This window comes from Methylibium rhizosphaerae (assembly GCF_006386545.1).
GTDB classification, from domain to species: domain Bacteria; phylum Pseudomonadota; class Gammaproteobacteria; order Burkholderiales; family Burkholderiaceae_C; genus Pseudorivibacter; species Pseudorivibacter rhizosphaerae.
In genome coordinates this window covers 142,069-167,517 of record NZ_SWAR01000008.1, presented here as the reverse complement: position 1 = coordinate 167,517, position 25,449 = coordinate 142,069, and the positions used below count along the sequence as shown (strand labels likewise).

Below are 25,449 nucleotides of genomic sequence, written 5' to 3'. Positions count from 1 at the left end.
TCCCGAGGGCGAGCAAAGAACTCGCCCTCAGCCTGCGGCTTCGGAGCTCAGACAGCTTTGCTCGACCGCTTCGCGGCAACCCTCGGGCCGCGACGCTGCGCAGGCGGCACAGACGGGGCCCCGCTTTACGAAGTGACCGACGAGCCGGCCTCGGGGCCGGCTACACCCGCCGCGTCCTACGCCGCCACCAGCTCCCCCGGCTGCCGCGCCAGCTTGAACACCGACACCGCCCGCACCAGCTGATCCGCCTGGCGCTTCAGGCTGGCAGCGGCCGCGGCGCTTTCCTCCACCAGGGCGGTGTTCTGCTGCACCGCCTGGTCCATCTGGGTGACTGCCTGGCCGACCTGGGTAATGCCGCTGCTCTGCTCGGCGCTGGCCGAGCTGATCTCGCCCACGATGCCGCTCACCCGCTCGATGGCCTGCACGATCTCGCTCATCGTGGCGCCGGCCTTGTCGACCAGCGCGGTGCCCTCCTCCACCTGCGCCACGCTGCCGCTGATGAGGGCTTTGATGTCCTTGGCTGCGGCGGCGCTGCGCTGCGCCAGGGTGCGCACCTCGCCTGCCACCACGGCGAAGCCCCGCCCCTGTTCGCCGGCGCGTGCCGCCTCGACGGCGGCATTGAGCGCCAGCAGGTTGGTCTGGAAGGCGAGGCCGTCGATCACGGCAGTGATGTCGGCGATCTTCTTCGAGCTGGCGTTGATGTCGCGCATGGTCACCACCACCTGGCTCACCACGTCACCGCCCTTGCCGGCCACCTCCGAGGCGCTGTTGGCCAGCCGGCTGGCCTGCTGCGCGTTGCCGGCGTTGTTGCGCACCGTGGCGCCCAGCTCGTCCATCGTGGCGGCGGTCTCCTGCAGCGCACTGGCCTGGATCTCCGAGCGCCGGCTCAGGTCGGAGCTGCCCACCGCAATCTGCGAGCTGCCGACTGCGATGGAATCAGAGGCCTGGCGCACCTGGCCGACCAGCTGCGCCAGGCCGGCCTGCATGACACCCAGCGACGACAGCACGCTGCCGTTGCCCGCCTTGTCGGCCTGCGGCAGCGGACTCAGGTCGCCGCCGGCCACCTTCTGCGCCGCCAGGCTGAGTGCCGCGGGCTCGTCCCCCAGCGCACGCAGCAGGCTGCGGGTGATGAGCACGCCGCCGCCGACCGCCGCCAGCACCGCCAGCAGGCAGGCGCCGAAGACAAGCAGCCGCTGTCCGGCGTAGTGCGCCTCGGCCTCCTCCACCAGGACCTTTTCGCGGCCTTCGGTGTAGTCCCTGTAGGTGTCGGCCGCCTTGTCCATGGCGGCGAGCAGCGGCTGGCATTCCCTTTCCATCTTCGCGATGGCGTCCTCGCGCCGGCCCTGCAGGGCCAGGTCCACGATGGCCAGGGCCACCGGGGCGTACTGGGCCTCGATGCGTTCGATCTCGCCGATCAGTTCGCGCGCCTTCTGCGAGATGTCGGTGGACTCGGCCGCCATCTTCTTCAGCAGCGCCAGCTGGGTCTTCACCTCCTCGTGGGCATGCTTCACCGCGGCCTTCTCCACCTCGACCTCGGCCGGCGACGTGAACAGCAGGAGGTTGCGTGCGGCGATGGCGCGCCGGTCCACCGCACTGCTCACGTGTGCGGCGACCGTCGCACGGGCGCTGATGCCCTCGACGTAACCGATGAAACGCTCGTTCGATGAGCTCAAGGCGTGCAGCGAAACCGCGCTCACCACCACCACGATGGCGGTGAGGGCGCCGAAGGCGAGGGTGAGCCGGGCACGGACGGTCAGGTCGGCGAAAGGCATGAAATGGGGCTCCTGCAGCTGTAGTGGGTGGTGCCGGCGTACGGCCGTGGCCTTCATATCGCCTCCCTTGCGGGCAGGCTGAAGGGCCGCTCATGCCAACTCCTTGGCGCTTCTCGCGCCGGTAACACCATGTGTATCAGCCGGAGCCGGGTTTCAGCCCCGGCGCGCATCCTCCAGCAGGTGCGTGAGCGCGCCGGCGGTGGCGATGACCGCCCAGAAGATCAGGAAGGTGACGCTGTAGACCGCCATCACCGGCCAGTCGAGCGCCGGGCCGCCGAACCATCGGAACGACTCCGGGTCGACGACCACGAACACCAGCGCCTCCAGCACGCCGGCCATCAGGAAGGCCGGCCACAGGATCAGCAGGACGCGCCGCGCGAACGGGTAGGCGTCGGACTCCCAGGGCTCGTCCGGCTCGTCGTCGAGCAGCGGGTCAGCGCTTCGGCGCGGCGGCATGGTTGCGCGCCTGCACGGCAGGCGTCAGGTTGACGTCCGGGGCTGCCCTCACCACCGGGTCGGCACCCGCGACGGCCAGCGCCGCGGTCAGCACCCCGGCCAGCACCACCGCCAGCGGCCCGGCGATGACCAGCCAGACCATGCCCACCCGCCACCAGGGCAGCACGGGCTTCGGATCGCCTTGTTCAGCTTGCATGTCGTGATCTCCTTGGCCGCCCTCAGCGCGGCACCACGAAGGTGGACTTCTCCTGCAGCGCGCGGGCCGCGCCCTCGCCCGGCCCGACCGCCACGATCTCGAAGCGGATCGGATGGGCGCCCGGGCCGATCGCCTGCGCCGCCTCGGGCGGAATGCGCACCGCCACCGGCATCCAGCGCGACTGCGCGGGGCCGACGTCCACTTCAGCAGGGCCCGACACCTGTGCGCCCTCGATGCCGCTCACCGTCACCCGGTAGCGCTGCTGGCGCTCGGTGGCGTTCATGAGCTGCAGCCGGTAGACGTTCTCGATGCGGCCTTCGTCCACCAGCCGCGCCAGCGACGCGCGGTCGCGCACCACGTCCACCTTCAGCGGGCTGCGCATCGACAGGCTCACCAGGAAGGCCACGGCGATCGCCAGCAGCACGCTGCCGTAGATCAGCACCCGCGGGCGCAGCACGCGGCGCAGCATCTGGCCGCTCGACAGCCCCTGCTCCACGCCGTTCTCGGTGGCGTAGCGGATCAGCCCGCGCGGGTACTGCATCTTGTCCATCACGCCGTTGCAGGCGTCGATGCAGGCGGTGCAGGCGATGCACTCGTATTGCAGGCCGTCGCGGATGTCGATGCCCACCGGGCACACATGCACGCACAGCTTGCAGTCGATGCAGTGCCCCAGCTTCGCGGCCTGCAGGTCGGCGCTGCGTGCACGCGTGCCGCGCGGCTCGCCGCGTGCCGCGTCGTAGCTGACGATCAGCGTGTCGCGGTCGAACATGGCGCTCTGGAAGCGCGCATACGGGCACATGTACTTGCACACCTGCTCGCGCAGGAAGCCGGCATTGCCGTAGGTGGCAAAGCCGTAGAACAGCACCCAGAACCATTCCCACGGGCCGAAGGACAGGGTGAACGACTCGGCCCACAGCGCGCGGATCGGCGTGAAGTAGCCCACGAAGCTGAAGCCGGTCCACAGGCCGATGGCCAGCCACACCGCATGCTTGGCCGACTTGCGGGCCAGCTTGTCGGCGGTCCAGGGGCCGGCGTCGAGCTTGATGCGGGCGCCGCGTTCGCCTTCGATGCGCCGCTCCACCCACAGGAAGATCTCGGTGTAGACCGTCTGCGGGCAGGCATAGCCGCACCACAGCCGCCCGGCCACGGCGGTGAAGAAGAACAGCGCGTAGGCGCAGATCACCAGCAGGCCGGTGAGGTAGATGAAGTCCTGCGGGTACAGGACGAAGTCGAAGATGTAGAAGCGCCGCGCCGCCAGGTCGAACAGCATCGCCGGACGGCCGTTCCAGGTGAGCCACGGCAGGCCGTAGAACAGCAGCTGCGTCATCCACACCAGTGCCCAGCGCCACCGGGAGAACCAGCCCCGCACCGAGCGCGGGTGGATGGTCTTCTGCTTCTCGTAGAGCGAGACGAGCTTCTGCGGCGCATCGTCGTGCGCTTCGCCGGCGGCCGCAGCCGCCGGCTGGATCGGAATGACGCGGCGCTCCGGCTTGCGCGTGACCACCTGTTCCTGCATGCCGTCAGCTTCTTCGGTTCGTCACTTCGCGGCGTTGGGCTGCGACAGGCGCCACACATAGGCGGCCAGCACCCGGATCTGCTCCGGCGTGAGGCGCGAGCCGTGGGCCGGCATCACGTTGGTCTTGCCGTTCTGCACCATCGCGGTCACCGCCTTCTCGCCCCAGCCGTGCAGCCACACCTTGTCGGAAAGGTTGGGCGCGCCCAGGGCCGGGTTGCCCACGCCGCCGGCGCCGTGGCAGGCGGCACAGGCACCGAACTTCTTCTGGCCCAGGCTGGCATAGATGCCGTCGTGAGGGCTGCCCGACAGGCTCAGCACATAGTGGGCGACGTGTTTCACGTCCTCGGCCGAGCCCACGGCGGCGGCCATCGGCGGCATGGCGCCCTGGCGGCCGTTGGTGATGGTCTCGACGATCTTCTCCGGCGTGCCGCCCCACAGCCAGTCGCGGTCGGTCAGGTCCGGAAAGCCCTTGCTGCCGCGCGCGTCGGAGCCGTGGCAGGTGGCGCAGTTGTTCACGAACAGCCGCTCGCCGATCCCTATGGCCTGCGGGTCGCGGGCCAGGTCCTCGATGGCCTTGCCGGCAAACGCGGCGTAGATGGGCGCCGCGCGCTGCTGGGCCCTGGCCTGTTCGTCCAGGTACTGCTTGTTGCTGCTCCAGCCCAGGCTGCCTTGCGCGCTGCCGAGGCCGGGGTACAGCCACAGGTAGGCGCCGGAGAACAGCACCGTCAGCACGAACAGCCACATCCACCAGCGCGGCAGCGGGTTGTTCAGCTCGCGCAGGTCCTCGTCCCACACGTGGCCGGTGGTGTTGTCGCTGGCCATCACCTTGCGGCGCGCCGCGATGATCAGCAGCGCCAGGCAGGCCAGCAGGCTCACCACCGTGGCGATGGCGATGTAGAGCGACCAGCCGCTGTTGAAGAAGTCACTCATGAGCGTTCTCCATTCCCGTTCGACGCGGGTTCGGCCTCACCCGCGAAAGGTGCCATCGCGGCACGTTCGAAGTCGGCGCGGCGGCGCGGCAGCCAGGCCCAGGCCGCGATGCCGACGAAGAGCAGCAGGCTCACCAGGGTGACGCCGCTGCGAAGCATGTTCAGGTCCATGTCGGCTCCTTCACTTCATGCTGGTGCCGAGCACCTGCAGGTAGGCCACCAGGGCATCGAGTTCGCTCTTGCCTTCGAGCGCCTTGGCGGCGCCGGCGATCTCGTCTTCGCTGTAGGGCACGCCCAGGCGGCGCAGCGCGGTCATGCGCGGCGCCACGCTCTGCGGGTCGACCTTGTTGCGCTCGAGCCAGGCATAGGCCGGCATGTTGGATTCCGGCACGAGGTCACGCGGGTTGAGCAGGTGCAGGCGGTGCCATTCGTCGCTGTACTTGCCGCCCACGCGGTGCAGGTCGGGGCCGGTGCGCTTGCTGCCCCACTGGAACGGGCGGTCGTAGACGAACTCGCCCGCCGTCGAGTAGTGGCCGTAGCGCAGCGTCTCGGCATGCAGCGGGCGCACCATCTGCGAGTGGCAGTTGTAGCAGCCCTCGCGGACGTAGATGTCGCGGCCCACCAGCTGTACGGCGTCGTAGGGCTTCAGGCCCGGCGCGGCCTGCGTGGTCGAGCGCTGGAAGAACAGCGGCACGATCTCCACCAGGCCGCCCACGGCGACGGTGACGAGGATCAGCACGATCATCAGGAAGTTGCTGGTCTCGATGCGTTCGTGACCGGTGGCTTTTTGGTTCGCAGCCATGTGTTGCTCCTTTCTTGTGGCCACTTCAGGCGGCCGCCGCCAGGCGCGGGATGGCCGCCGGGGCCACCCGGCCGCTGCGCACCGTCATCACCACGTTCCAGGCCATCACGCACATGCCGGCGAGGTAGAGCAGGCCGCCCGCCAGGCGGATCACGTAAAAGGGATAGGTCGCCTTCACGCTCTCGACGAAGCTGTAGACCAGCGTGCCGTCGGGATTGAGGGCGCGCCACATCAGCCCCTGCATCACGCCGGCGATCCACATCGCGGCGATGTAGAGCACGATGCCCAGCGTGGCGATCCAGAAGTGCACGTTGATGGCCGGCACGCTGTACATCGTGGTGCGGCCGAACATGCGCGGGATCAGGTAGTACAGCGAGCCCATCGACACCAGCCCCACCCAGCCCAGGGCGCCCGAGTGCACGTGGCCCACGGTCCAGTCGGTGTAGTGCGACAGCGCGTTGACCGTCTTGATGGACATCATCGGCCCCTCGAAGGTGGACATGCCGTAGAACGACAGCGCCACGATGAGGAACTTCAGGATCGGGTCGTCGCGCAGCTTGTGCCAGGCGCCCGACAGCGTCATCACGCCGTTGATCATGCCGCCCCAGCTCGGCGCGAGCAGCACCAGCGAGAACAGCATGCCCACGCTCTGCGCCCAGTCGGGCAGCGCGGTGTAGTGCAGGTGGTGGGGGCCGGCCCACATGTAGGTGAAGATCAGCGCCCAGAAGTGCACGATGGACAGGCGGTAGCTGTACACCGGGCGCTCGGCCTGCTTGGGGATGTAGTAGTACATCATCCCGAGGAAGCCCGCAGTGAGGAAGAAGCCCACCGCGTTGTGGCCGTACCACCACTGCACCATCGCGTCCTGCACGCCGGCGTAGGCCGAGTAGCTCTTCCACAGGCCGGCCGGCATGGCGGCGCTGTTGACCAGGTGCAGCAGGGCCACCGCGAGGATGAAGGCGCCGAAGAACCAGTTGGCCACGTAGATGTGGCGCACGCGGCGCATGCCGACGGTGCCGAAGAACACGACCGCATAGGCCACCCACACGAGCGTGATGAGGATGTCGATCGGCCATTCGAGTTCGGCGTACTCCTTGCCGCTGGTGATGCCCAGCGGCAGCGTCACCGCGGCCAGCACGATGACCGCCTGCCAGCCCCAGAAGGTGAAGTTGGCGAGCCAGGGCGCGAACAGCTTGACCTGGCAGGTGCGCTGCACCACGTGGTACGAGGTGGCGAAGAGTGCGCAGCCGCCGAACGCGAAGATCACCGCGTTGGTGTGCAGCGGGCGCAGGCGCCCGTAGCTGAGCCAGGGAATGCCGGCGCCCAGCTCGGGCCATGCCAGCTGTGCGGCGATGAACACGCCGACGGCCATGCCGACGATGCCCCAGAGCACCGCGGCGAGCGCGAACCCGCGCACCGCGAAATCGTCGTAGGTGGTTTCAATCGTTCTGTCGCTGGAGGCTGCCATTGCTTGCCCCTTTCTCCGTCGTGGGTACGGACGGATTGTTCGATCGGGCATCAGCAGGAGGCTTGATCGCTGTCAACCAAATGCGAGGCTTCGCGCGATTCGCTCGGCGCGTCGTCTTCGAGGATGCGTGCGCCTTCGCGTTCGACGTTGTCGAACTGCCCGCCCTGCAGCGCCCAGGCGAACACGCCGATGATGGCGAGCACCAGCAGCGCGGACAGCGGCACGAGCAGGAAGAGGATGTCCATGGTGTGTGTTCGATCGCTCAGCGCATGCCCATGCCGAGCCCGGGTCGCGCCCGCGATGCACTGCGGCGTGCCTCATGCAGCGGGCGTGTGTCGCTGCGCAGCCTGCCGGCGTTGAGCACCACCAGCAGCGAGCTCGCCGCCATGCCGAGCCCGGCGGCCCATGGCGGCAGCCAGCCCAGCATGGCCAGCGGCACGCACACCGCGTTGTAGGCAGCGGCCCAGGCGAGGTTCTGCCGCACCACCGACACGGTGCGCCGCGCCAGGCGACGGGCGGCGGCCACATCGGCGAGATGGGCGCCGAGCGAGGTGAAGTCGGCCTGGGCGCACAACTGCGGCGCGCCCTGCCCGATGGCGAAGGACACGTCGGCCCGTGCGGCCACCGGGCCATCGTTGACGCCGTCGCCCACCATGGCGACAGCCACGCCTTCGGCCTGCGCGGCCTGTACGAAGGCCAGCTTGTCCTCCGGCGTCGCGCCGCCTGTCACGTCCGCAATGCCCAGCGCCTGCGCGACGCGGCGTGCGGCCGCGGGCTGGTCGCCCGACAGCAGCGCCACGCGCACGCCTTCGGCCTGCAGCTGCGCCAGCGCCCCGCGTGCATCGGGCCGCAGCGTTTCGTCGAGGCAGAAGACGCCCATCGGCCGGCCGTCCATCGACAGCCAGGCCGTGGTGCGCTCCGCCGGTGGCGGGTGCGTGCCGGGGCAGGCGAAGGCCGGCGCCCCCAGGCGCCAGGTGCGGCCTTGCACATCGAGGCCGCACAGGCCGCGGCCGGCATGTTCCTCGACGTCTTGCATCACCGCGGCGCCGCCGGGCGGCGCGGCTGCGGCCAGCGCGCGTGCCACCGGGTGCAGCGAGGCCGATGCGAGGGCGGCGGCATGGCGCAGCAGGTCTGCCTCGGACATCTCGCCCAGGCGTTCGACGCCGGCCAGCTCCAGCCGGTCCTCGGTGAGCGTGCCGGTCTTGTCGAACACGAACAGCTCGACGCGGGCCAGGCTTTCCAGCGCCGAGAACTGGCGCACCAGCACGCCGCGCCGCGCGAGGGCGCCGCCGGCAGCCAGCAGCGCGGCCGGCGTGGCCAGCGACAGCGCGCACGGGCAGGTCACGATGAGCACCGAGACGGCCACCCAGACGGCCTGCCCCGGCTCGATGAAGCTCCAGGCCAGCGCCGACACCCCCGCCACCAGCAGCACGGCCCACAGGAACGGCCCGGCGATGCGATCGGCCAGTCGCGCGACCTCGGGCCGCTCGGTGGCGGCACGCTGCATCAGCGAGACGATCTGCGCCTGCCGGGTGTCCTGTGCGGTGCGCTGCACCAGCATGACCACCGGCGCCGACAGGTTGAAGCTGCCGGCGACGACCTCGTCGCCGGCCCTGCGCAGCACCGGCCTCGACTCGCCGGTGAGCAGCGCCTCGTCCACCTGCGCCTGGCCATCGAGCAGGCGCCCGTCGGCCGGGAAGGCCTGGCCGGGCCGCACGCGCACGCGGTCGCCCACGCGCAGGCGCCGCACCGGCACCGCTTGGCTGCCGCCTTCGTCCGAGAGGCGCTCGGCCGTCTCTGGCACCGCATTCACCAGGCCTTCGAGCGCCGCGGCCGTGGCATCGCGCGAGCGCATCTCGAGGTAGCGGCCGCCGAGCAGGAAGAACACGAACATGGTGAGCGAGTCGAAGTACACCTCGCCGCCGAACATGCCGCCCGGCTCGAAGGTGACCGCGGTGCTCGCCACGAAGGTGACCGCGATGCCCAGGGCCACCGGCACGTCCATGCCGACGCGCCGGCGCTTCAGGTCGGCCCAGGCACCACGGAAGAAAGGCCCGGCCGAGAACATGACCACCGGCACAGACAGCAGCCAGCTCGCCCACTGCAGCAGCCGCTCGATGTCGGCCCCCATGCTGCCCGGCTCGGCCACGTAGGCCGGCGTGGCGTACATCATCACCTGCATCATGCAGAAGCCGGCGACGAACAGGCGCCACAGCATCTGCCGGCGCTGCCGCTCGCGCGCCGCTTCGGCCAGCATCGACAGCGCGGGGAAGGCGCGGTAGCCGGCGTTCTCGACGGCTTGCGCGATGCGCGACGCGGTGGTGCGCTGCGGGTCCCAGCGCACGGTCGCGCGACCGGTCACCGCATTGACGTTCGCCGCCTCGACACCCGGCAGGGCCAGCAGTGCGCGCTCGATGTCGAGCGAGCAGGCGGCGCAGTCCATGCCTTCGATGCACAGCGCCGACTCGGCCAGCGGCTCACCGGCGGCGCCAAGGACCTGGCGCGTGAAGCGTGCCTGCTCGTCGGCGTCGTCCCAGGCCGCGCTGCTGCTGACCTCCTGCTCGGACATCGAGGGTGGTCGTTATCGGATGATCAGCACCGGCGTCCTGCACTGCGCGAGCACGCGGGTCGTCACCGAGCCCAGCACCAGCCCGCCCAGTGCGGAATGGCCGTGCGAGCCCATGGCCACCAGGTCGAAGCCGCGGCTGTTGGCCGCCTCGGCGATCAGGTCGGGCGCGTGGCCGACCAGGTGCTCGAACTCCGCCGTCCAGCCCTGCTGCGCGATGAAGCTTCGCACCGGGCCGAGCGCCTTCTCGGCTTCGTCCTTGTAGTAGTCCTGCAGTTCGGCGTTCGAGAAATACGCGCCGGCGCGCGGCGGCACCGGCGGCACCGCGGTCACCACGACGTACTGCGTGTCGCCGCTCAGGAACTCGTCATGCGCGGCCAGGTAGGCCAGCATGCGCTTGGTATAGGCACTGCCGTCGACGGCCAGCAGAACTTTCATGGGAACCTCCGCCTTGCTTGGTTGCGATGCGCGGATGTTGCTTGCACCGCCCCACTTGCGGCTTGATGCGCATCAAGCAGTCAGCGGCCGGCCGGCTGCGCCGCGGGTATGGCCTTGCGCGATGTCAACCGGCCGGCCGCACCGGCGTCGCGACAATCCGTCCCCATGCACAAGATTTCGTTGCCCGGCCAGCAGGAGCGCGCCGCCACCTTCGACGAGCCGTTTGCCATGCTCGACGCCTGCCACGACCGGGTGCGCCGCTCGCTCGCGCTGCTGCAGCGGCTGGTGCAGCATGCGGCCGCACATGGTGCCGATGCGCAGGCCCGCGACGCCGCGCGCGACGTGCTGCGCTACTTCACGCTGGCCGCGCCGGTCCATCATGAAGACGAGGAGCGGCACGTGATCCCTGTGCTGCTGGCCAGCGGCGACCCGGCGGCCGTGGCGGCTGCGCGGCAGATGCTCGACGACCATGTGCACATCCGCTCGGCGTGGGTGGCACTCGAGCCCCTGCTCAAGACGCTGGAGGCCGGCAACACGCCGGCACAGCCCGCGCTCCAGCCCGCGCTCGAGCACGCGGCGCAGCGGTTCGTCGACGTGCATGCGAACCACCTACCGCTCGAAGACGGCGTCGCATTCCCGCATGCGCACCGCCTGCTCGGGCAGCAACCTTCACAAGCGCTGGCGGCGATGGGCCGCGAGATGGCCGAACGACGCGGCGTGCGCCACGGCAACAAGCCTTGATGCGCCGCAACATGCGCGGCGGCAGGGCCGGATGAAATGTCTGCAGCGGGATTACCCGCAACGGTTGTTCAACAACGAAAGCAGACACCATGTCGCTCAAGACATCCAAGACCCTTCTCGCGCTGGCCGTCGCGGCCGCCGCCGCATCGCCCCTCGCGTCCCAGGCACAGGACGGCCCCTGGCTCGTGCGCCTGCGCGCCGTCCACCTCGACAGCGCCAACAAGGACTCCACCGGCCTGGACCTGTCGATCAACGACAAGGTCATTCCCGAGGTCGACGTCTCCTACTTCTTCACGCCCGAATTCGCGGCCGAGCTCGTGCTGACCTACCCGCAGAAGCACAAGCTGCGCTCGGGCGGCACCGAGATCGGCTCGCTCAAGCACCTGCCGCCCACCTTCACGCTGCAGTACCACTTCACCCGGCTGGGCGCCTTCAAGCCCTATGTGGGCGCCGGCGTGAACTACACCCGCTTCTCCAGCGTGGAGTTCAACCCGGCGGTGCAGGCGCTGCTGCAGCCCAGCATCGAGAAGAACAGCTTCGGCCTGGCCGCGCAGCTGGGTGCCGACTACGAGATCAGCAAGGGCGTCTACCTGAACGTGGACGTGAAGAAGGTGCAGATCCGCACCGACGTGAAGTCCTTCGGCAACAAGGTCGGCGAGTTCCGCGTGGACCCGTGGCTGGCGGGCGTGGGCGTGGGCATGCGGTTCTGAACCGCGACGAGCCCTGAGCTGCCGGGCAGCCGCCTACTGCGCGGCCTGCCTGCAGCTCACGCCCTCGGTGCTGTGACCGTTGGTGTTGTAGTTGAAGTCCTGCACCCCGGCGTCCAGCCCAGGGTTGCACAGGGAAGCGGCCCCGGTCATCGGCACGGCATTGGCGAAGCGCACGCGGTACGGGAACTGCGTGCCTTGCGTGGCCCCGCTGCCCTGCCACCCCAGCGTCTCGTAGGCATACGGGGTCGCGGTCACCGCCAGGTACAGCCGCTCCCCTGCGACATGTTCGAGGGCCGTGGCCGCGGTTCCGGTCCCGTCCACCTTCGCAAGGCTGCTGTAGCGAACGTTGCCGTCCGACGCAACCGCCACCAGCGCAAAGCGCCATGCGGCGTCGTTGGCCACGGTGGCACCCGTGAGCTGTGCGGTCACCTTGCCGGGAGCCGCGGTCAGCGGAACCAGGTGCGTGCCGTACTCGAGCAGCGGACGTTCGGCCGGCGAGGCGTAGACGCCCTGCGTGGCCGCAGCCGTCAACGGCACGAAGCGTTTCGCGACACGCTGCGCCGTGCCGCCTGCGGATTCCAGCTCGTTCGTCAGCTCCCGCTGCGCACCGAAGTCCATGGCCGCCAGCCTGGCGCCATACCAGCCCATGTCGTCGGCAAAGGACTTGTAGCCGTTCGGATAGACACCGGCTTCCTGGCCCAGGCGTACCAGCGCCTGCACGTAGTCTTCCGTCGTGGCTCCGGCATCCGTGCGCCTGTTCTGCAGCCAGGTCCGCCACACGAGCGCGCGCGTCGCATCGTTCTCCTGCAGATGCAGGAAGAACGGAAAGGCACCGTAGCGGCTGTGCGAAAACAGCGGGCCGCTCTCGAGGTTGTCGGCGTAATAGGGCAGCGACAGCGCCGACGGCACGAACGTGAAGGCATTCCACTCGGCGCCCGTCTCCCAGATCGGACCCGCGGCCTCCTTGTCGCGGAAACCGCCCGAGTAGAACTGCAGGACGTGCCCGAACTCATGCATGAGCGTGAAAGGGTCGAGGATGGCCCAACCGCCGACCCACATCGCCTCGGCCGCGCTGGCACCGCAGTCTTCGAGGTCGCCGCCTTCCAGGAACACGAGCCCGGTCCCGCAGACATAGACATTGACCTTCCTGCGTGTTGTGCTGCTGCCGTCGGCATAGGGCATGGGCGCCTTGCGCAGGTCCCGGTTCCACAGCCACTGGCGCTCGAGCAGCATGCCCACCTGTTCGAGCACGCCATCCCAGCCGCCACGCTCGGCGGCAATGCGCTTGCTGCTCTGGCCGTTGGAATCCACGCCGCGCCAGATGGCGAAATGCTGGGTGGCATGAAGGACGAGGGTGCCGTTGTCGAGGTCTTGCCGGGTCGGGCCGTCCGGCTCGAAGTACACCTCGTAGGTGGCCGGGTCGGCGGTCGATTCATGCGCGGCGATCGCCTCGCTCACCATGCTCGCATCCGCATCGGCAAGCTCCGACAGGCCCAGTTGCCGGCGGCAGCCGTCGGCCATCTCGAACAGGACCTGACGCGGCACGCCCAGGCTGTCGTCACCGAAGGCCACGATGAGCCGCGCCTCGAACGTCTTGCCCGGCGAACCGCGCAGCGTCCAGGTCCTCGTGTCGGCCCGTCCCCACGGATAGTCGCTCGCCGTGGAACGGCAGGCCTTCTCACTGGAAGGTACTTCCAGGACCTCGGGGGCCGGCACAGCACTCTCGGTGCCGCCGCCACCACAGCCGGCAACCAGCACGAGGGCCAACGACAGCACCGCGAAGGTGGGAAATCCTCTGACTTGCATGGACGCGCATCCTTGCCGGGTTGCAAAGCGCGTCAGTCTGCCGAAATGCTCGATGCGATGCGTGACGAAGCTCCGACGGTGCGATGGCGAATCGATGGCTGCGACGACCCGCGCATCCAGCGTGTGGCAGCGCCCGTCAGGACTGAAGTGCCCCGGCGTACCGGGCGAACTTCTCCTGCCCTTGCCTGATGCTCTGCACCAGTTCGCCGACGGAGAAGCCGTCGAACTGGTTGGGGTTGGACATCAGCGCCGGCGACATGCCCGCACCCAGCAGCAACCTGTTCAGCAGCAGGAAGCCGACCGTGCGTGCGTTTCCGTCGTTGAAGAAATGAGCCTGCTCCAGCGTTCGACAGGTCTCGGCGATACGGCGCAGCTTGCCATCGTCCGATCTCTCGCCGCGCATGGCCTTCGCGTGCGAGCGCAGCACCTTGTCGGCCAGTGCCTTGCATTCTGTGGACGTCTTGAAGTCACAGACCCATTGCAGAGGGCTCTGTTCAGCCCATTGGGATGCCAGCCGGGCGTAACCTGACCCAGGGGTCAACATCCTCGCCCAGCCCTTGAAGTTGCGTTCGGCATGCTGGAGCTCGGCGAGGCCGTCCTTGCTGAGGTTCCAGCCCGGCTTCAACTCATAGTGGGCACCTTGCACGCCTCTAAAACCCGTCTCGAAGTGGCTCAGTTGATCGGGCAGCCTGCGACGCAAGATCTCTTCGGCCTCGATCGTCGCCTGCTGGTAGTTTGCGCGCGGGGCGGTCAGCGCATCGACCACTGCTGCCGTGACGGGACCATCCCCCTTCAAGCCCTGCGGAAAGTGACGCGTGAACACCCCGGCGACAGCCGTGTCGTGCAGTTCCTCGAATTCCGCTGCCGTCGGCACACGACCCTTGTGATTGAGGTCGTCTTCGAGCACCTGCTTCAGACCGCGCAGCATCGCGCCCATGTATCCCGCCTCGTTGTCGAACCGCAGGCCATCGGCACCGCCGGGCTCGTGCCAACGGTCGTGGTCCATGCAAAAGCGCCACGCCTCCTGCACCGGGAAGTCACGGAACGCGGGATGTCTGCGCATCACCTCGCCGAGTTCGGCCTCCGCCGTCAGCTTCTCGCGCACGCCGTAGAGCGCGAACTTGAGGAGGTTGCGAAACTGAATGGGATCTTCCGCGGCAACCGTCCCGTCGCAAACGGCGCGACGCATCACTTCAGCCGCATCAGCGGGCGCCAGTCCCGTCTGCATGGACAGCGATCGCGCATCAGCCATCACGCTGGCCAGCAAATGCCCATGGAGCTCGCCACTCAGCAGCTCTTCCGCCCTGTACCAGTTGAAGGACAGGTCGACACCGCCGTTACCGCGGACTTCTGCGTCCAGATCGCGCATCAGCGTCAACGATGAGCCGGCGGCGGACCAGCGGCGCAGCGCTTCGCCCTCGGTGGGCCCGCGCCCCGTCGATGCAAGGCTGCCAGGCGGGCTCGGCATGCTGCCAGCCGCCGACGAAGATGCGGCCGGGTCCGCAAGCGGCGGCAGGGCTGCCTGCCTTCTGAACGCCTCACCATCCTCCGCGGGATTGCGGCGCGGCACCAGCGTTTCGGACGCCGGCAATGAGGCGCCCGCGTGCTGTCGTGCACGCGACGAAGCGGCCGTGGTGGGGTCGGGTTCTCGATGCCCCTGGGCCCGAAAGCAGTTGAAGATCGATTTCAGATGGGGCATGGGAGGAAGTACCGACGCGGGCGGCCCGCGCAGCCTGTCGATCGCGCAGGCTATCGAAACACGCAGTGCAGGCAAGTCCGCATGCGAAGCACGGTGGCCGGTGGCGAAGCTCGACACGGGTTCAAGACGCGCGCAGACCCGAAGAAGCCTCCGCGACTCGCGCCGCATCGCCCTCCAGCGATCGCAGCCCGGCGATCACCGGGTCGAGCTGCTCGCCCACCGCCGCCAGCAGCGCGTCGACGTCCGCCGCGCCTGCGCCGTTGGCGCAGGCGTCTTCCAGCGCCTTGGCGGCCTCGCTGACGCCCGCCATCCCCAGGGTGCCCGACTCGCTCTTCAGGTCGTGCGCCAGGCGGGTAGCCGTTGGCCTGTCGTGCGCCGCACAGGCCGCCCGGAAATGGGCCGCAAAGCCGGCTTCGCGGTCGCGGAAGCGGCCGAGCAGGCGCTCGTAGAGCTGCTCGTCGCCCATCATCCTCGCCAGCGCCGCCGTGCGATCGATGCCCGGCACGGCAATGCCAGCCCCCGCGCCGCCCGGGTGCAGCCAGCGTGCCAGCGTGGTGAACAGCTCGGTCACGTTGATCGGCTTGGCAATGTGGTCGTTCATGCCGGCCGCCAGCACCTTCTCACGGTCGCCCACCATCGCGTTGGCGGTCATCGCGATGATCGGCAGCTCGCGCCACTTCGGGTCGCGGCGCAGCTCGCGCGTGGCCGCATAGCCGTCCATCACCGGCATCTGGCAATCCATGAGCACCGCGTCGAAGCGCTCGCGCGCCAGCATGTCCAGGGCTTCGCGTCCATTGTTGGCGATCTGCACTACGACCTGCGCACGCCCCAGCAGGTCGCTCGCCAGCTCCTGGTTGAACGCGTTGTCTTCCACCAGCAGCACATGCGCACCGGCCAGGACGGCGCGGTTGCTCTGAAGCGCCTCTTCGCGCAGTTCGCTGCGCATGGCACGCTGCCGCTGCCGGCCGGTCGCCTGCAGGCAGGCGTCGAGCAGCGTCGAAGGCGTGACGGGCTTGGTGAGGGTGGCCGTGACGGTGACCCGTTCGGCCTCGAGCGCGCGCGCCATCTCGTCGCGCGAGAAGGCCGTGAGCATCAGCAGGGTCGGTGGCGGGTGCGCGAGCGGCATGCGCGCCAGCTGCCTCGCGCAGTCGATGCCGTTCATGCCGGGCATCTTCCAGTCGAGCAGGAGCAGGTCGAAGGGCTCGCCGCGCGCATCGGCCGCAGTGATCTCCTGGATCGCCTCATGCCCATCGCCGGCGTCCGACGCGCGCAACCCCAGCGAGCCGGCCATGTGCACCAGCACCTCGCGCGCAGCCTCGTTGTCGTCGACCACCAGCACCCGGGCCCCACGCAGGCCGCCACGGTACGAGGCCGCCTCGTCCGGGGCCCCTTCGGCGCCGAGGCCGAAGGTGGCCGTGAAGTGGAACCGGCTGCCGCGACCCGGCACGCTGTCGACGCCGAGCTCGCCTCCCATCATGCGCACGAGGTGGTGGCTGATCGCCAGGCCCAGCCCGGTGCCGCCGAATCGGCGGCTGGTCGACGAGTCGGCCTGCGAGAACGGCTTGAACAGCCGCTGCTGCTCCTCAGGCGTGATGCCGATGCCGGTGTCGCTGACATCGAAGCGCAGGCGCACCGAGCCGGCATCGCGCGCGAGCACCTCGACAGCGACGATGACCTCGCCCCGTTCGGTGAACTTGACGGCGTTGTTGCCGAGGTTGATGAGCACCTGCCCGAGCCGAGACGGGTCGCCCACCAGCGCACCGGGCAGATCCGGCGGCAGCGAGAACACCAGTTCCAGGCCCTTCTCCTCGGCCTTCATGCCGACCAGGTTCGCCAGGTCGTCCAGCACGCTGCCCAGGTCGAAGGTGAGCACCTCCATGTCGAGCTTGCCGGCTTCGATCTTCGAGAAGTCGAGGATGTCGTTGATGATGCGCAGCAGCGACTCGGCCGAGCGGTGCACCTTCTTCACGTAGTTGTGCTGCTGCGGGTCGAGGTCGCCTTGCAGCGCCAGGCGCGACATGCCGAGGATCACGTTCATCGGCGTGCGGATTTCGTGGCTCATGTTGGCGACGAACTCGCTCTTGGCCTGGCTCGCCACCTCGGCCCGCTTCATCGCTTCGCCCAGCGCCGCCGTGCGTTCGCGCACCGCCTCCTCCAGGGAGTCGCGATGGCTGCGCAGGTCCTCCAGCGCCTGCTTGCGCGACGTGATGTCGGCGACCTGCCCGTGGAACCCGCCCGACTGGCCGCCCGCCTGCGCACCGCCTTGCCGCCACCCGTTGAGCTGCACCCAGACCGGGCTGCCGTCGGCGCGCCGGAGCTCCAGTTCCATGCCGGCGATCTCGCCGTCGCGCTCGAGCGCGGCGAACATGGCGTCGGTCTGCTCGGGCGCGAACAGCGGCCGGCGCGACGGTCCGCCATTCGGTTCGCCGTTCACGGCCGCCATCAGTTCGGCTGGCGTGGCATAGCCCATCAGCTGGGCCAGGGCCGCGTTCACGTCATGCAGCCTGCCCGACCGGTCGAGGTGAAACATGCCCTCCAGCGAGTTCTCGAAGATCCCGCGGTAAGTCGCCTCGCTTTCGCGCAGCCGGCGTGCGGAGTCGCGCAGCCGGTCCGCCATCGCATTGACGCGTGCGCCCAGCCGGCCCAGCTCATCGCGGGATTCGACCGCGCAGCGTGCGTCCATGTCGCCTTCGGCAATGCGATCGACCGTCGCTTCCAGCCGGTTGATCGGCACGCTCACCATGCGCCGCAGCAACACGAAGGTCGCTGCATACAGCACCGCCACGATGCCGGCCACCAGCGCCAGGATGGCGCGGCGCGCCGAGGCGATGGTCTGCTCCACCACCGCGCGTGTGAGCACCACCCGCACCTCGCCGATCTTCTGCCTGGCCCCGCCCGGCGGCGCGTACTCGATGGGCTGCACGCGCACGATGGGGTCGACGAGATCCGCGTCTGCAATCTTGGTGATCTCGGACACCGTGCCCTCGCCCACCGTCGTGATGCGGAAGTGCGCGACCTCCGGATTCGGCGCCAGCGCCGCGAGCTGGCGGTCGACGGCTGCATGGTCGAGGTTCCACAGCGGATAGGCCATGGAGCGGCTGAACAGGTCGGCAATGCGCACCGCACGGCCTTGCAGCTCCAGGAAGCGACGCTCGCGCTCGCGCTCGATCAGCACATAGGCCGAGGCGAGGGCCACCAATGCCACCAGGACCGCCAGGGCCAGCATCAGCTTGGCGTGCAAGCTCGTCGCCCGAGGGACCAGCCGAAACCGCAATGGCATGTCCGCTCCTCCTGCAGAGACCGAAATGGTGTATACGTCCGCCGGTTGGGAAATGCAACACGTGCTCACAACCGGAGTCCCCGTATGCGCAGCCTGACGATCCTGGACATTGGCATGTTCGTGCTGTTGGCGTCGCTCCATTCGACTGCCGGCGCAACCGAGGCACCCGTGAAGGTGGTGGCCTCCGAGTTCCCTCCGCTGACCACCCATGCGAGCGGGCAACCCGGCGGCGTCGTGCTCGAAGTGCTGCGCGAGGCGGGCCAGCGCGCGAAAGTCCCCCTCGACTTCAGCTTCCTGCCGTGGCAGCGGGCGCAGCTGGAGGTCCAGACCAGGAACGACGTGCTGATCATTCCCTTCACCCGCACGGCCAGCCGGGAGGCGCACTACCAGTGGGTGGCGCCCGTGCTCGAGTTCCATACTGTCCTGGTGACGCTGGCGCCTCCGCCTTCTTCCGTCGAGGAAGCCCGGGCGCTGGTCGTCGGCTACGTTCGCGGCACGAGCTTCAAGGACGAAGCCGAGCAGGCAGGGTTCGCATACGTCGAGGAGACCAACGACGACGCGACGAACGCCAGGAAGCTGAAGCTCGGGCGCATCGGCGCCTGGATCACCACTGACCTCATGGCGCACGGCGTGTACCGGCAGGCCGGGTTCGACCCCGCCGAGCTGAAGTACGGCCCCAACCTGGGCCCGGTGAAGGTCTCCTGGGTGGCGGCGTCTCATGACTTCCCGAAAGACACCGCCAGGAAGCTCGCTCACGCCATCGAGCAGATGCGGGCCGATGGCTCGTACCAGGCCATCGTGAAGCGCTACCGGTAAGGGTCTAGCTGCACCCGGCGCTGCCGCAGCGCGTGATCGCCTGGGCCGGCAGCACACCGGTCACGGCTCCGGTGGCCGGCTCGAAGCCCACGGCGGCCATGTGCTGCGCGAGGCCGGCGTCCATCATCTGCGCATGCTGCGGAAACCACAGCGCCAGCTCGTTCACCAGCACGCCCAGCGGTTCCCAGCGTGCCTCCTCGCGCGCGAGCCGCACCCCCTCGCGCATCGCGGTGAGCACGGTCGCATGCTGGCGCGTGTGGCAGTTCTCGGGCGCGAAACCGGTGGCCAGCATCCAGCGGTCTTCCTGCGCGAAATGCTCGACCGTGTGGTCGAGCAGGCGCTCGAAGTCGGCCAGCGCCCGGAGCGGGTCGCCCGCTTCGATCGACGCGCGCGCCTGCGCCAGCAGGTCGACGAATTCCTCGTGGGTGCGGTCCATCTGCGGCTGGTTCAGGCGCAGGTCTTCTGTCCAGGCAAGTGCGGTCATGGGCAAGGCAATGGAGGGTCCGGGCCAGCCTATCCGGCGGCATCGCCAGGGGCCTTGAGCTGGCGCAAGGGTTGCCTAAACTTGCGCGCTGTCGCGCCCGGCGCGGGCATCCACCACGGGGAAGGACACATGAACACACAGGAACGGGACAAGCTCCTCCAGACGCTGGAGGCACGCTTCGGCAAGCACATGCGCCGGCACCAGGGCATCGCCTGGGCCGACGTGCGCGCCAGGCTGGAAGGCAACGCGAAGGCGCTGGAGTCGCTGCTGGCGATGGAAGCCTCGGGCGGCGAGCCCGACGTGATCAGCCGCGACGGCGACACCGGCCGCTACACCTTCTGCGACTGCTCGGCCGAAAGCCCGGCCGGCCGCAGGAGCCTGTGCTACGACCGCGAAGCCCGCGAGTCGCGCAAGGAACACGCGCCGGCCGACAGCGCGGTCGAGATGGCCGCGCAGATGGGCATCGAGCTGCTGACCGAGGAGCAGTACCGCGAGCTGCAGAACTTCGGCGACTTCGACGCCAAGACCTCGAGCTGGGTGGCCACCCCGCAGGAAGTCCGGTCGCTGGGCGGCGCGCTGTTCTGCGACCGGCGCTACGGCCGGGTGTTCACCTACCACAACGGCGTGCAGTCGTACTACGCGGCGCGGGGCTTCCGCGGCTGGCTGGTGGTCTGAGAGCCCCAGCCGGCCGCCGATTGCTGCATCGTGATTTGCAGCCTACGCTGAAACATGCAACCCGGGTGGAAGTCGGAGATTTTTTCAGCCGAACTGGTATATTCACCGGACGCTGAAAAACTAGGCTCCGATGAAATACCCTCCCACCGAGGTTGAGGATGCATGGCCCACCCTGTTGGTGGCCCTCCTGGAGCGGTCGCCTCTGGTGACCGACGTGCTGGTCGAGGCATCGGTCGCCGATCGCGATGGCAGCGATACCGAACTGGACGGCGATATCAGCTTCAAGGTCGCGGGCGAACCTCACCGGCTGATCGTCGAATGCAAGTCTTCGGGACAGCCGCGTCATGCCCGGGGTGCGATCCTGAAGTTGGGCCAGGCCATCTTCCGGGCCCATGAGTTGACCCGAGGCCTGTTCGTTGCGCCCTTCATTTCGCCGGCCGTCAGAGAGTTGCTGGCCCAGACCAACATCGGCTGGCTCGACCTCGCCGGGAACGCGCGCGTGCTGTTTCCCAGGCTGCACCTCGAAGTCCACAAGGCGGACCGTGATCCGTTCGCGACCAAGCGAGAGCAGCGATCGCTCTTCTTCCCGAAGTCGGCGCGCATCCTGAAGGTGCTGCTGCATCAGCCCCACGTTCCTTGGAAAGTGGCTGACCTGGCAGACAAGGCCCAAGTCAGCCTCGGCCAGGTGAGCAACGTCCGCCGGGCACTGATCGATCGAGAGTGGGCCACTGCAGAGGCGGGCGAAGGACTGAGACTCACACAGCCCGACGCCCTGCTCGATGCCTGGCGCGACGACGGCCTGCATCCTCCCAGCGTCGCATTGCGAGGCTACACGCTGAGGCACGGGAAGTCTCTCGAGGCGGCGATGGAGGCGGTGTTCTTGGATCCCGCCCTCAACGGCGACTCGCGCGTGCTGCTCGCCTCTCACTCCGTTGCCCGGCGGGCCGCTCCGTATGCTCGGATCGCCGGAGAGTTCTTCTATGCCAGCGATGTCGGCATCCGCCTGCTCAAGCGTCATCTCGATATCGCCCCGGCCGACAAGGGTGAGAACGTCACCATCTACCGTCCCAGCGACGACGGTCTGTGGATGGAAACCATGCCGCTGCGTCCGCCGTTGCAGGGCACCGGACCGATCCAGACCTACCTGGACCTGTTGACCACCGGTGAGCGCGGCCGCGAAGCGGCCGAGCACTGGAGGGCCGAGAAGATCAAACCCATGTTGAGCGGAGCCGTGTGATGGAAGGAGCCTCTGCGGCCGAGTACGACGAAGTCACCGCCAACGCGGTGCTGTCGGTCCTGCTCGAGATCGGGCAGGTCCTTGGCGCCTTCAAGGACCGGTTCGTCGTCATCGGCGGATCGGTCCCATGGCTGCTGCTTCCGCAATCCGACCCGGCCCATCTCGGAACGCTCGACATCGACCTCAGCCTTGACGCAGAGGCGCTCGGCGACGGCGATTACAAGACCTTGGTCGAAGCCCTCATGGACGCCGGCTACGAGCGCAACCAGGACCAGATGAAGTGGTTCCAGTTGCGCCGCGTCGTGGAGGTTCGGGGCCACGCGCCAGTGGCCGTCCTGGTCGACCTGCTGATGCCTCGAGAGGCCAAGTTCAAGCGCAACAAGCCACCGCTTCTAGCGGACTTTGCGGTACAGAAGGCCGATGGCGCGGCCGTGGCCATGAGGTCGTTCGTCCCGCACACCATCGACGGCACGATGCCCGATGGCCGGCGCAACTCGGTGGCCTTGCGGGTGGCAAGCATCCCAGCGCTTCTGGTCATGAAGGGCTACGCACTCGTCGGCCGGAGCAAGCAGAAGGATGCCTACGACATCTACTTCTCCGTGCGCGGCTACGAGGCCGGCATGGACGCGCTGGCCGCCGAGTGTGCGAGCCTCCTGGACGACACTGTCGCAATGAACGGTTTCAGGCACATTGCGAGCAAGTTCCGTTCGGAGGATGACTTCGGTCCCACCACGGTGCGCGACTTCCTCGCCGCGGGCGAACCCTTCGCAGGCATGACCCCCGAGCAGTTGCGGCTCGACGCCTATCAACAGGTGCGCGCGTTGCTCGATCGCCTGCGGCTGTGATCTGTCGAGACGAAGCGCGCGTGGATAGGCATGGCTACGCCGCCCTCTTCGCTGCGCGATGAATGTGCCCCCCCGCAGGCCGGTCAGTCGGCTCAGCCGCAGGCCCCCAGGTGGCCGCAGGCGGTGCAGAAGTTGCACCCGTCCTTGTGGATCAGCGTGGCATTGCCGCACTCGGGGCACCTCGCCCCGGCGATGGGCGATGCGGCCGGGGTCGAGCCTTCCGGCACGGCCAGGATGCCCATCTCCTGCAGCGGGTAGCCGTCCTCGTCGAGCACGCCCAGCATCGCGTAGCGGTGGATGATGAGCCGGGCCATGTAGGCCACGGTGGACGGCCAGGTCTGCTGGCGCCGCTCGTGCGCGGGCAGCCCGGGCACGAAGGCCATGAAATGGCCCAGCGGCTCGGCATAGTTCACCAGCTTGCGCAGCTTCATGCCGATCCAGGCCGGGTCGATGACGCGCATGTCGAGCGACAGCACACGCGCCAGCCCGTCGAGGGCGCGCGGGTAGTTGCCCGAGAAGCCGATCGCGCAGGGCCGCGTGCGCGAGGTGCCGTCGGGGCCGGGCAGCAGCACCTCCTTCAGCGTGAGGGTGAAGTCCTCGCCGGTGCTGTGGTTCTCGATGTCCACCGCCCAGGCGAGCGTGCCGGAGGGGCCGGTGTGCGGCTCGGTGCGGCTGAACATCGCATCCAGCACGGGCGTCGGCGCGCCTTCGCTGCCGTCCCACAGGCCCAGCTGCTCGCAGCGCCAGCGCACCACGGCCGCGGTGGCGGCCACCACGCCGGGGAACAGGCGCCTTTCGCCATGCGGCGGGAAAGGCATCTCGAAGGCGCGCTCCTCCTGCACGGTGGCCAAGGCGTCGAGCTTCAGGCGCACCCAGGCGGCGTCCTTGGCGCGCAGGTCCATCGACAGCGTCTTGGCCAGTGCGCCCAGCCCGCGCGGCTGCTCGGCACCGTTGACCCACACCTCGAAAGGCAGCGGCCTGCCGCGCGGGCCGCCCTCCTCCGCCGGCAGCTCGCCCACGAACAGCGAGAACTTGGCGTCCGGGTGGCGGACCATGTAGCTCCACGCCATGTTGCCGGCCGGCAGGTCGGGGCGGCCCGGCCAGCGCAGCGATGCCAGCACCGGCTGCGGCAGCCGTTCCAGCGCCAGCCGCTGGTCGGGATGGGTCATCGCGGCCGCCGGCTGCCGGGCCTGCGGCTGCGCGGCGGCCGGCTCCACGCTGAGCACCGAGCCCAGCACCGAGTTGGGCCGGTAGGTCGCCAGGCCCTTGAGGCCCGATTCCCAGGCGCGCATGTACAGGTCCTGGAAGCGCTCGTAGGGGTAGTCCTCCGGAACGTTCACCGTCTTGGAGATCGCGGTGTCGATGCTGGGCGCCACCGCGGCCACCATCTCCTGGTGCGCCTGCGCGCTCATCTCGAGCGCGGTGACGAAGGCATCGGTCAGCGACGCGTCGGTGCCCTTCAGGTGGCGGTACAGGCGCCATGCATGGTCTTCGACGGCGTATTCCTTGAAGGTGCCGTCGGGCATGCGCTTCTTGCGCTTGTAGCTCCATGAAAACGCCGGCTCGATGCCGTTGCTCGCGTTGTCGGCGAAGGCCAGGCTGATGGTGCCGGTGGGCGCGATGGACAGCAGGTGCGAGTTGCGGATGCCGTGCTTGCGGATGCGTTCCTTCAGCTCGGCCGGCAGGCGGGATGCGAAGGTGCCGCGGCTGCCGTACAGGTCGGCATTGAACAGCGGGAAGGCGCCGCGCTCGACGGCGAGGTCCACCGACGCGCCGTAGGCGGCGTCGCGCATGAGCGTGGCGATGCGCTGGGCCATGGCGCGCGCCTCGGGCCGGTCGTAGCGAAGGTTGAGCATCACCAGCGCGTCGCCCAGGCCGGTGAAGCCCAGGCCGATGCGGCGCTTGTTGCGCGCCTCGTGCTGCTGCGCGGCAAGCGGCCAGTAGGTGATGTCGAGCACGTTGTCGAGCATGCGCACGCCGGTGCGCACCAGTGCGGTGAAGCCTGTTTCGTCGAAGCCTGCGTCGGCCTCGAACGGGTGGCGCACGAAGCGGGTGAGGTCCACCGATCCCAGGCAGCAGCAGCCGTAGGCCGGCAGCGGCTGTTCGCCGCAGGGGTTGGTGGCGGCGATGGTTTCGCAGTACGACAGGTTGTTGTCGCGGTTGATGCGGTCGAGGAACAGCACGCCGGGTTCGGCGTGGTCGTAGGTCGACCGCATGATCTGGTCCCACAGCTCGCGTGCCGGCAGCCGGCGGTACACCCACAGGCCGTCGGCACGCTGGTGGGCGCCTTCGGACTTCTGCCGCGCGCCCGGCTCGGAGCGGTGCACCAGCTCCACGTCGCCGCCGTCGCGCACCGCCTCCATGAAGGCGTCGGTCACGCCCACCGAGATGTTGAAGTTGCGCAGGTCGCCGCTGTCCTTGGCATGGATGAATTCCTCCACGTCCGGGTGGTCGCAGCGCAGCACACCCATCTGCGCGCCGCGGCGCGCGCCGGCGGATTCGACCGTCTCGCAGGAACGGTCGAACACCCGCATGTACGACACCGGCCCGGACGCATTGCTGTGGGTGCTGCCCACCGCCGCGCCGCGCGGACGGATGCGCGAGAAGTCGTAGCCCACGCCGCCGCCGCGGCGCATGGTCTCTGCGGCTTCGGTGAGCGCCGTGTAGATGCCGGGGTGGTCCTCGTCCATGTGGGCGATGGAGTCGCCCACCGGCTGCACGAAGCAGTTGATGAGCGTGGCCTCGAGCTCGGTGCCCGCCGCGGAGTTGATGCGGCCGGCCGGCACGAAGCCCGCCTCCAGCGCGTGGTCGAACTCCGCCTCCCATCGCGCACGCTGCTCGGGCGCCTCGGCCTGCGCCAGTGCACGCGCCACCCGGGCACGCACCTCGGCCGCGCTGCGCTCGTCGCCCTTGGCGTATTTCTCCAGCAGCACCTCCTCGGTGATGGGCTGGACGGGCAGCGTGGCAATGGTGGCGGTGGTGGCGTTGGTCATGGATCCTCCGGCTTTGAATG

Annotated in this window: 22 protein-coding genes; 6 read left to right on the top strand and 16 right to left on the bottom strand. The window is 69.0% G+C overall.

Features of this window, described 5'->3' with window-relative positions; all coding sequences use genetic code 11:
* Positions 1-176: 176 nt before the first annotated feature.
* From E8D38_RS29290 to E8D38_RS08800, 11 genes are all read right to left on the bottom strand, one after another.
* Positions 177-1,772 carry a methyl-accepting chemotaxis protein gene (locus E8D38_RS29290; RefSeq protein ID WP_181179002.1) on the bottom strand — a complete coding sequence of 532 codons (1,596 nt, stop codon included), beginning with the start codon at positions 1,770-1,772 and terminating at the stop codon, positions 177-179.
* Between the two features lie 153 nt (positions 1,773-1,925).
* On the bottom strand, positions 1,926-2,228 hold the full coding sequence (locus tag E8D38_RS28845) for a hypothetical protein (RefSeq protein WP_246099410.1): 303 nt from the start codon (positions 2,226-2,228) through the stop codon (positions 1,926-1,928).
* The gene (locus tag E8D38_RS08840; protein WP_140628038.1) at positions 2,206-2,424 is read right to left on the bottom strand and encodes a nitrogen fixation protein FixH; all 219 of its coding nucleotides are present in this window, start codon (positions 2,422-2,424) and stop codon (positions 2,206-2,208) included. The genes E8D38_RS28845 and E8D38_RS08840 overlap by 23 nt, the downstream gene beginning before the upstream one ends.
* Before the next feature lie 22 nt (positions 2,425-2,446).
* Positions 2,447-3,940 (bottom strand): cytochrome c oxidase accessory protein CcoG, encoded by a 1,494-nt coding sequence (gene ccoG, locus E8D38_RS08835; protein WP_140628035.1) that lies wholly within the window; start codon positions 3,938-3,940, stop codon positions 2,447-2,449.
* A 21-nt stretch (positions 3,941-3,961) separates the two neighbouring features.
* Positions 3,962-4,870 (bottom strand): cytochrome-c oxidase, cbb3-type subunit III, encoded by a 909-nt coding sequence (gene ccoP / locus E8D38_RS08830; protein ID WP_140628032.1) that lies wholly within the window; start codon positions 4,868-4,870, stop codon positions 3,962-3,964.
* A complete protein-coding gene (locus E8D38_RS08825; protein ID WP_140628029.1) occupies positions 4,867-5,040 on the bottom strand; it encodes a cbb3-type cytochrome oxidase subunit 3 in 174 nt (57 codons plus the stop codon). Before E8D38_RS08825 ends, ccoP begins: the two co-directional genes overlap by 4 nt.
* Positions 5,041-5,050: 10 nt before the next feature.
* Complete coding sequence (gene ccoO, locus E8D38_RS08820) at positions 5,051-5,671, bottom strand: cytochrome-c oxidase, cbb3-type subunit II (RefSeq protein WP_140628026.1); 621 nt, start codon at positions 5,669-5,671, stop codon at positions 5,051-5,053.
* Between the two features lie 25 nt (positions 5,672-5,696).
* Positions 5,697-7,139 carry a cytochrome-c oxidase, cbb3-type subunit I gene (ccoN, locus tag E8D38_RS08815; RefSeq protein WP_140628024.1) on the bottom strand — a complete coding sequence of 481 codons (1,443 nt, stop codon included), beginning with the start codon at positions 7,137-7,139 and terminating at the stop codon, positions 5,697-5,699.
* A gap of 50 nt (positions 7,140-7,189) precedes the next feature.
* Positions 7,190-7,384 carry a cbb3-type cytochrome oxidase assembly protein CcoS gene (gene ccoS / locus E8D38_RS08810; RefSeq protein WP_140628021.1) on the bottom strand — a complete coding sequence of 65 codons (195 nt, stop codon included), beginning with the start codon at positions 7,382-7,384 and terminating at the stop codon, positions 7,190-7,192.
* Positions 7,385-7,401: 17 nt separating this feature from the next.
* Positions 7,402-9,708 carry a heavy metal translocating P-type ATPase gene (locus E8D38_RS08805; protein ID WP_140628017.1) on the bottom strand — a complete coding sequence of 769 codons (2,307 nt, stop codon included), beginning with the start codon at positions 9,706-9,708 and terminating at the stop codon, positions 7,402-7,404.
* Between the two features lie 12 nt (positions 9,709-9,720).
* Positions 9,721-10,143 (bottom strand): universal stress protein, encoded by a 423-nt coding sequence (locus tag E8D38_RS08800; RefSeq protein ID WP_140628014.1) that lies wholly within the window; start codon positions 10,141-10,143, stop codon positions 9,721-9,723.
* Positions 10,144-10,308: 165 nt separating this feature from the next.
* On the opposite strand from E8D38_RS08800, the gene E8D38_RS08795 reads away from it, so the two are divergent.
* Both E8D38_RS08795 and E8D38_RS08790 read left to right on the top strand, forming a co-directional pair.
* Positions 10,309-10,884: a hemerythrin domain-containing protein gene (locus E8D38_RS08795; RefSeq protein WP_140628011.1), complete on the top strand. Its 576-nt coding sequence runs from the start codon at positions 10,309-10,311 to the stop codon at positions 10,882-10,884.
* An 89-nt stretch (positions 10,885-10,973) separates the two neighbouring features.
* Entirely contained in the window at positions 10,974-11,594 is a 621-nt protein-coding gene (locus E8D38_RS08790) for an OmpW/AlkL family protein (RefSeq protein ID WP_140628008.1), read from the top strand.
* 33 nt (positions 11,595-11,627) lie between these two features.
* Here the strand turns inward: E8D38_RS08790 and E8D38_RS08785 are convergent, their stop codons facing one another.
* From E8D38_RS08785 to E8D38_RS08775, 3 genes are all read right to left on the bottom strand, one after another.
* Positions 11,628-13,400: a DUF6055 domain-containing protein gene (locus tag E8D38_RS08785; protein WP_140628005.1), complete on the bottom strand. Its 1,773-nt coding sequence runs from the start codon at positions 13,398-13,400 to the stop codon at positions 11,628-11,630.
* A gap of 136 nt (positions 13,401-13,536) precedes the next feature.
* Complete coding sequence (locus E8D38_RS08780) at positions 13,537-15,099, bottom strand: hypothetical protein (RefSeq protein ID WP_140628002.1); 1,563 nt, start codon at positions 15,097-15,099, stop codon at positions 13,537-13,539.
* 121 nt (positions 15,100-15,220) lie between these two features.
* Positions 15,221-18,340: a response regulator gene (locus tag E8D38_RS08775; protein ID WP_181179001.1), complete on the bottom strand. Its 3,120-nt coding sequence runs from the start codon at positions 18,338-18,340 to the stop codon at positions 15,221-15,223.
* Between the two features lie 123 nt (positions 18,341-18,463).
* Here E8D38_RS08775 and E8D38_RS08770 point away from each other — a divergent pair, with 123 nt between their 5' ends.
* Positions 18,464-19,195 (top strand): substrate-binding periplasmic protein, encoded by a 732-nt coding sequence (locus E8D38_RS08770; protein WP_181179000.1) that lies wholly within the window; start codon positions 18,464-18,466, stop codon positions 19,193-19,195.
* A gap of 4 nt (positions 19,196-19,199) precedes the next feature.
* On the opposite strand, the gene E8D38_RS08765 is transcribed toward E8D38_RS08770, so the two are convergent.
* Positions 19,200-19,679, bottom strand: coding sequence for a hemerythrin domain-containing protein (locus tag E8D38_RS08765; protein ID WP_140627995.1), 480 nt, complete (start codon positions 19,677-19,679; stop codon positions 19,200-19,202).
* A gap of 129 nt (positions 19,680-19,808) precedes the next feature.
* Here E8D38_RS08765 and E8D38_RS08760 point away from each other — a divergent pair, with 129 nt between their 5' ends.
* From E8D38_RS08760 to E8D38_RS08750, 3 genes are all read left to right on the top strand, one after another.
* Positions 19,809-20,354, top strand: coding sequence for a DUF4256 domain-containing protein (locus E8D38_RS08760; RefSeq protein ID WP_140627992.1), 546 nt, complete (start codon positions 19,809-19,811; stop codon positions 20,352-20,354).
* A 130-nt stretch (positions 20,355-20,484) separates the two neighbouring features.
* Positions 20,485-21,591 carry a hypothetical protein gene (locus tag E8D38_RS08755; RefSeq protein WP_140627989.1) on the top strand — a complete coding sequence of 369 codons (1,107 nt, stop codon included), beginning with the start codon at positions 20,485-20,487 and terminating at the stop codon, positions 21,589-21,591.
* Positions 21,591-22,436, top strand: coding sequence for a nucleotidyl transferase AbiEii/AbiGii toxin family protein (locus tag E8D38_RS08750; protein ID WP_140627986.1), 846 nt, complete (start codon positions 21,591-21,593; stop codon positions 22,434-22,436). Before E8D38_RS08755 ends, E8D38_RS08750 begins: the two co-directional genes overlap by 1 nt.
* Positions 22,437-22,528: 92 nt before the next feature.
* Here E8D38_RS08750 and E8D38_RS08745 read toward each other — a convergent pair whose 3' ends face one another.
* On the bottom strand, positions 22,529-25,429 hold the full coding sequence (locus tag E8D38_RS08745; protein WP_140627983.1) for an adenosylcobalamin-dependent ribonucleoside-diphosphate reductase: 2,901 nt from the start codon (positions 25,427-25,429) through the stop codon (positions 22,529-22,531).
* Between the last annotated feature and the right edge of the window lie 20 nt (positions 25,430-25,449).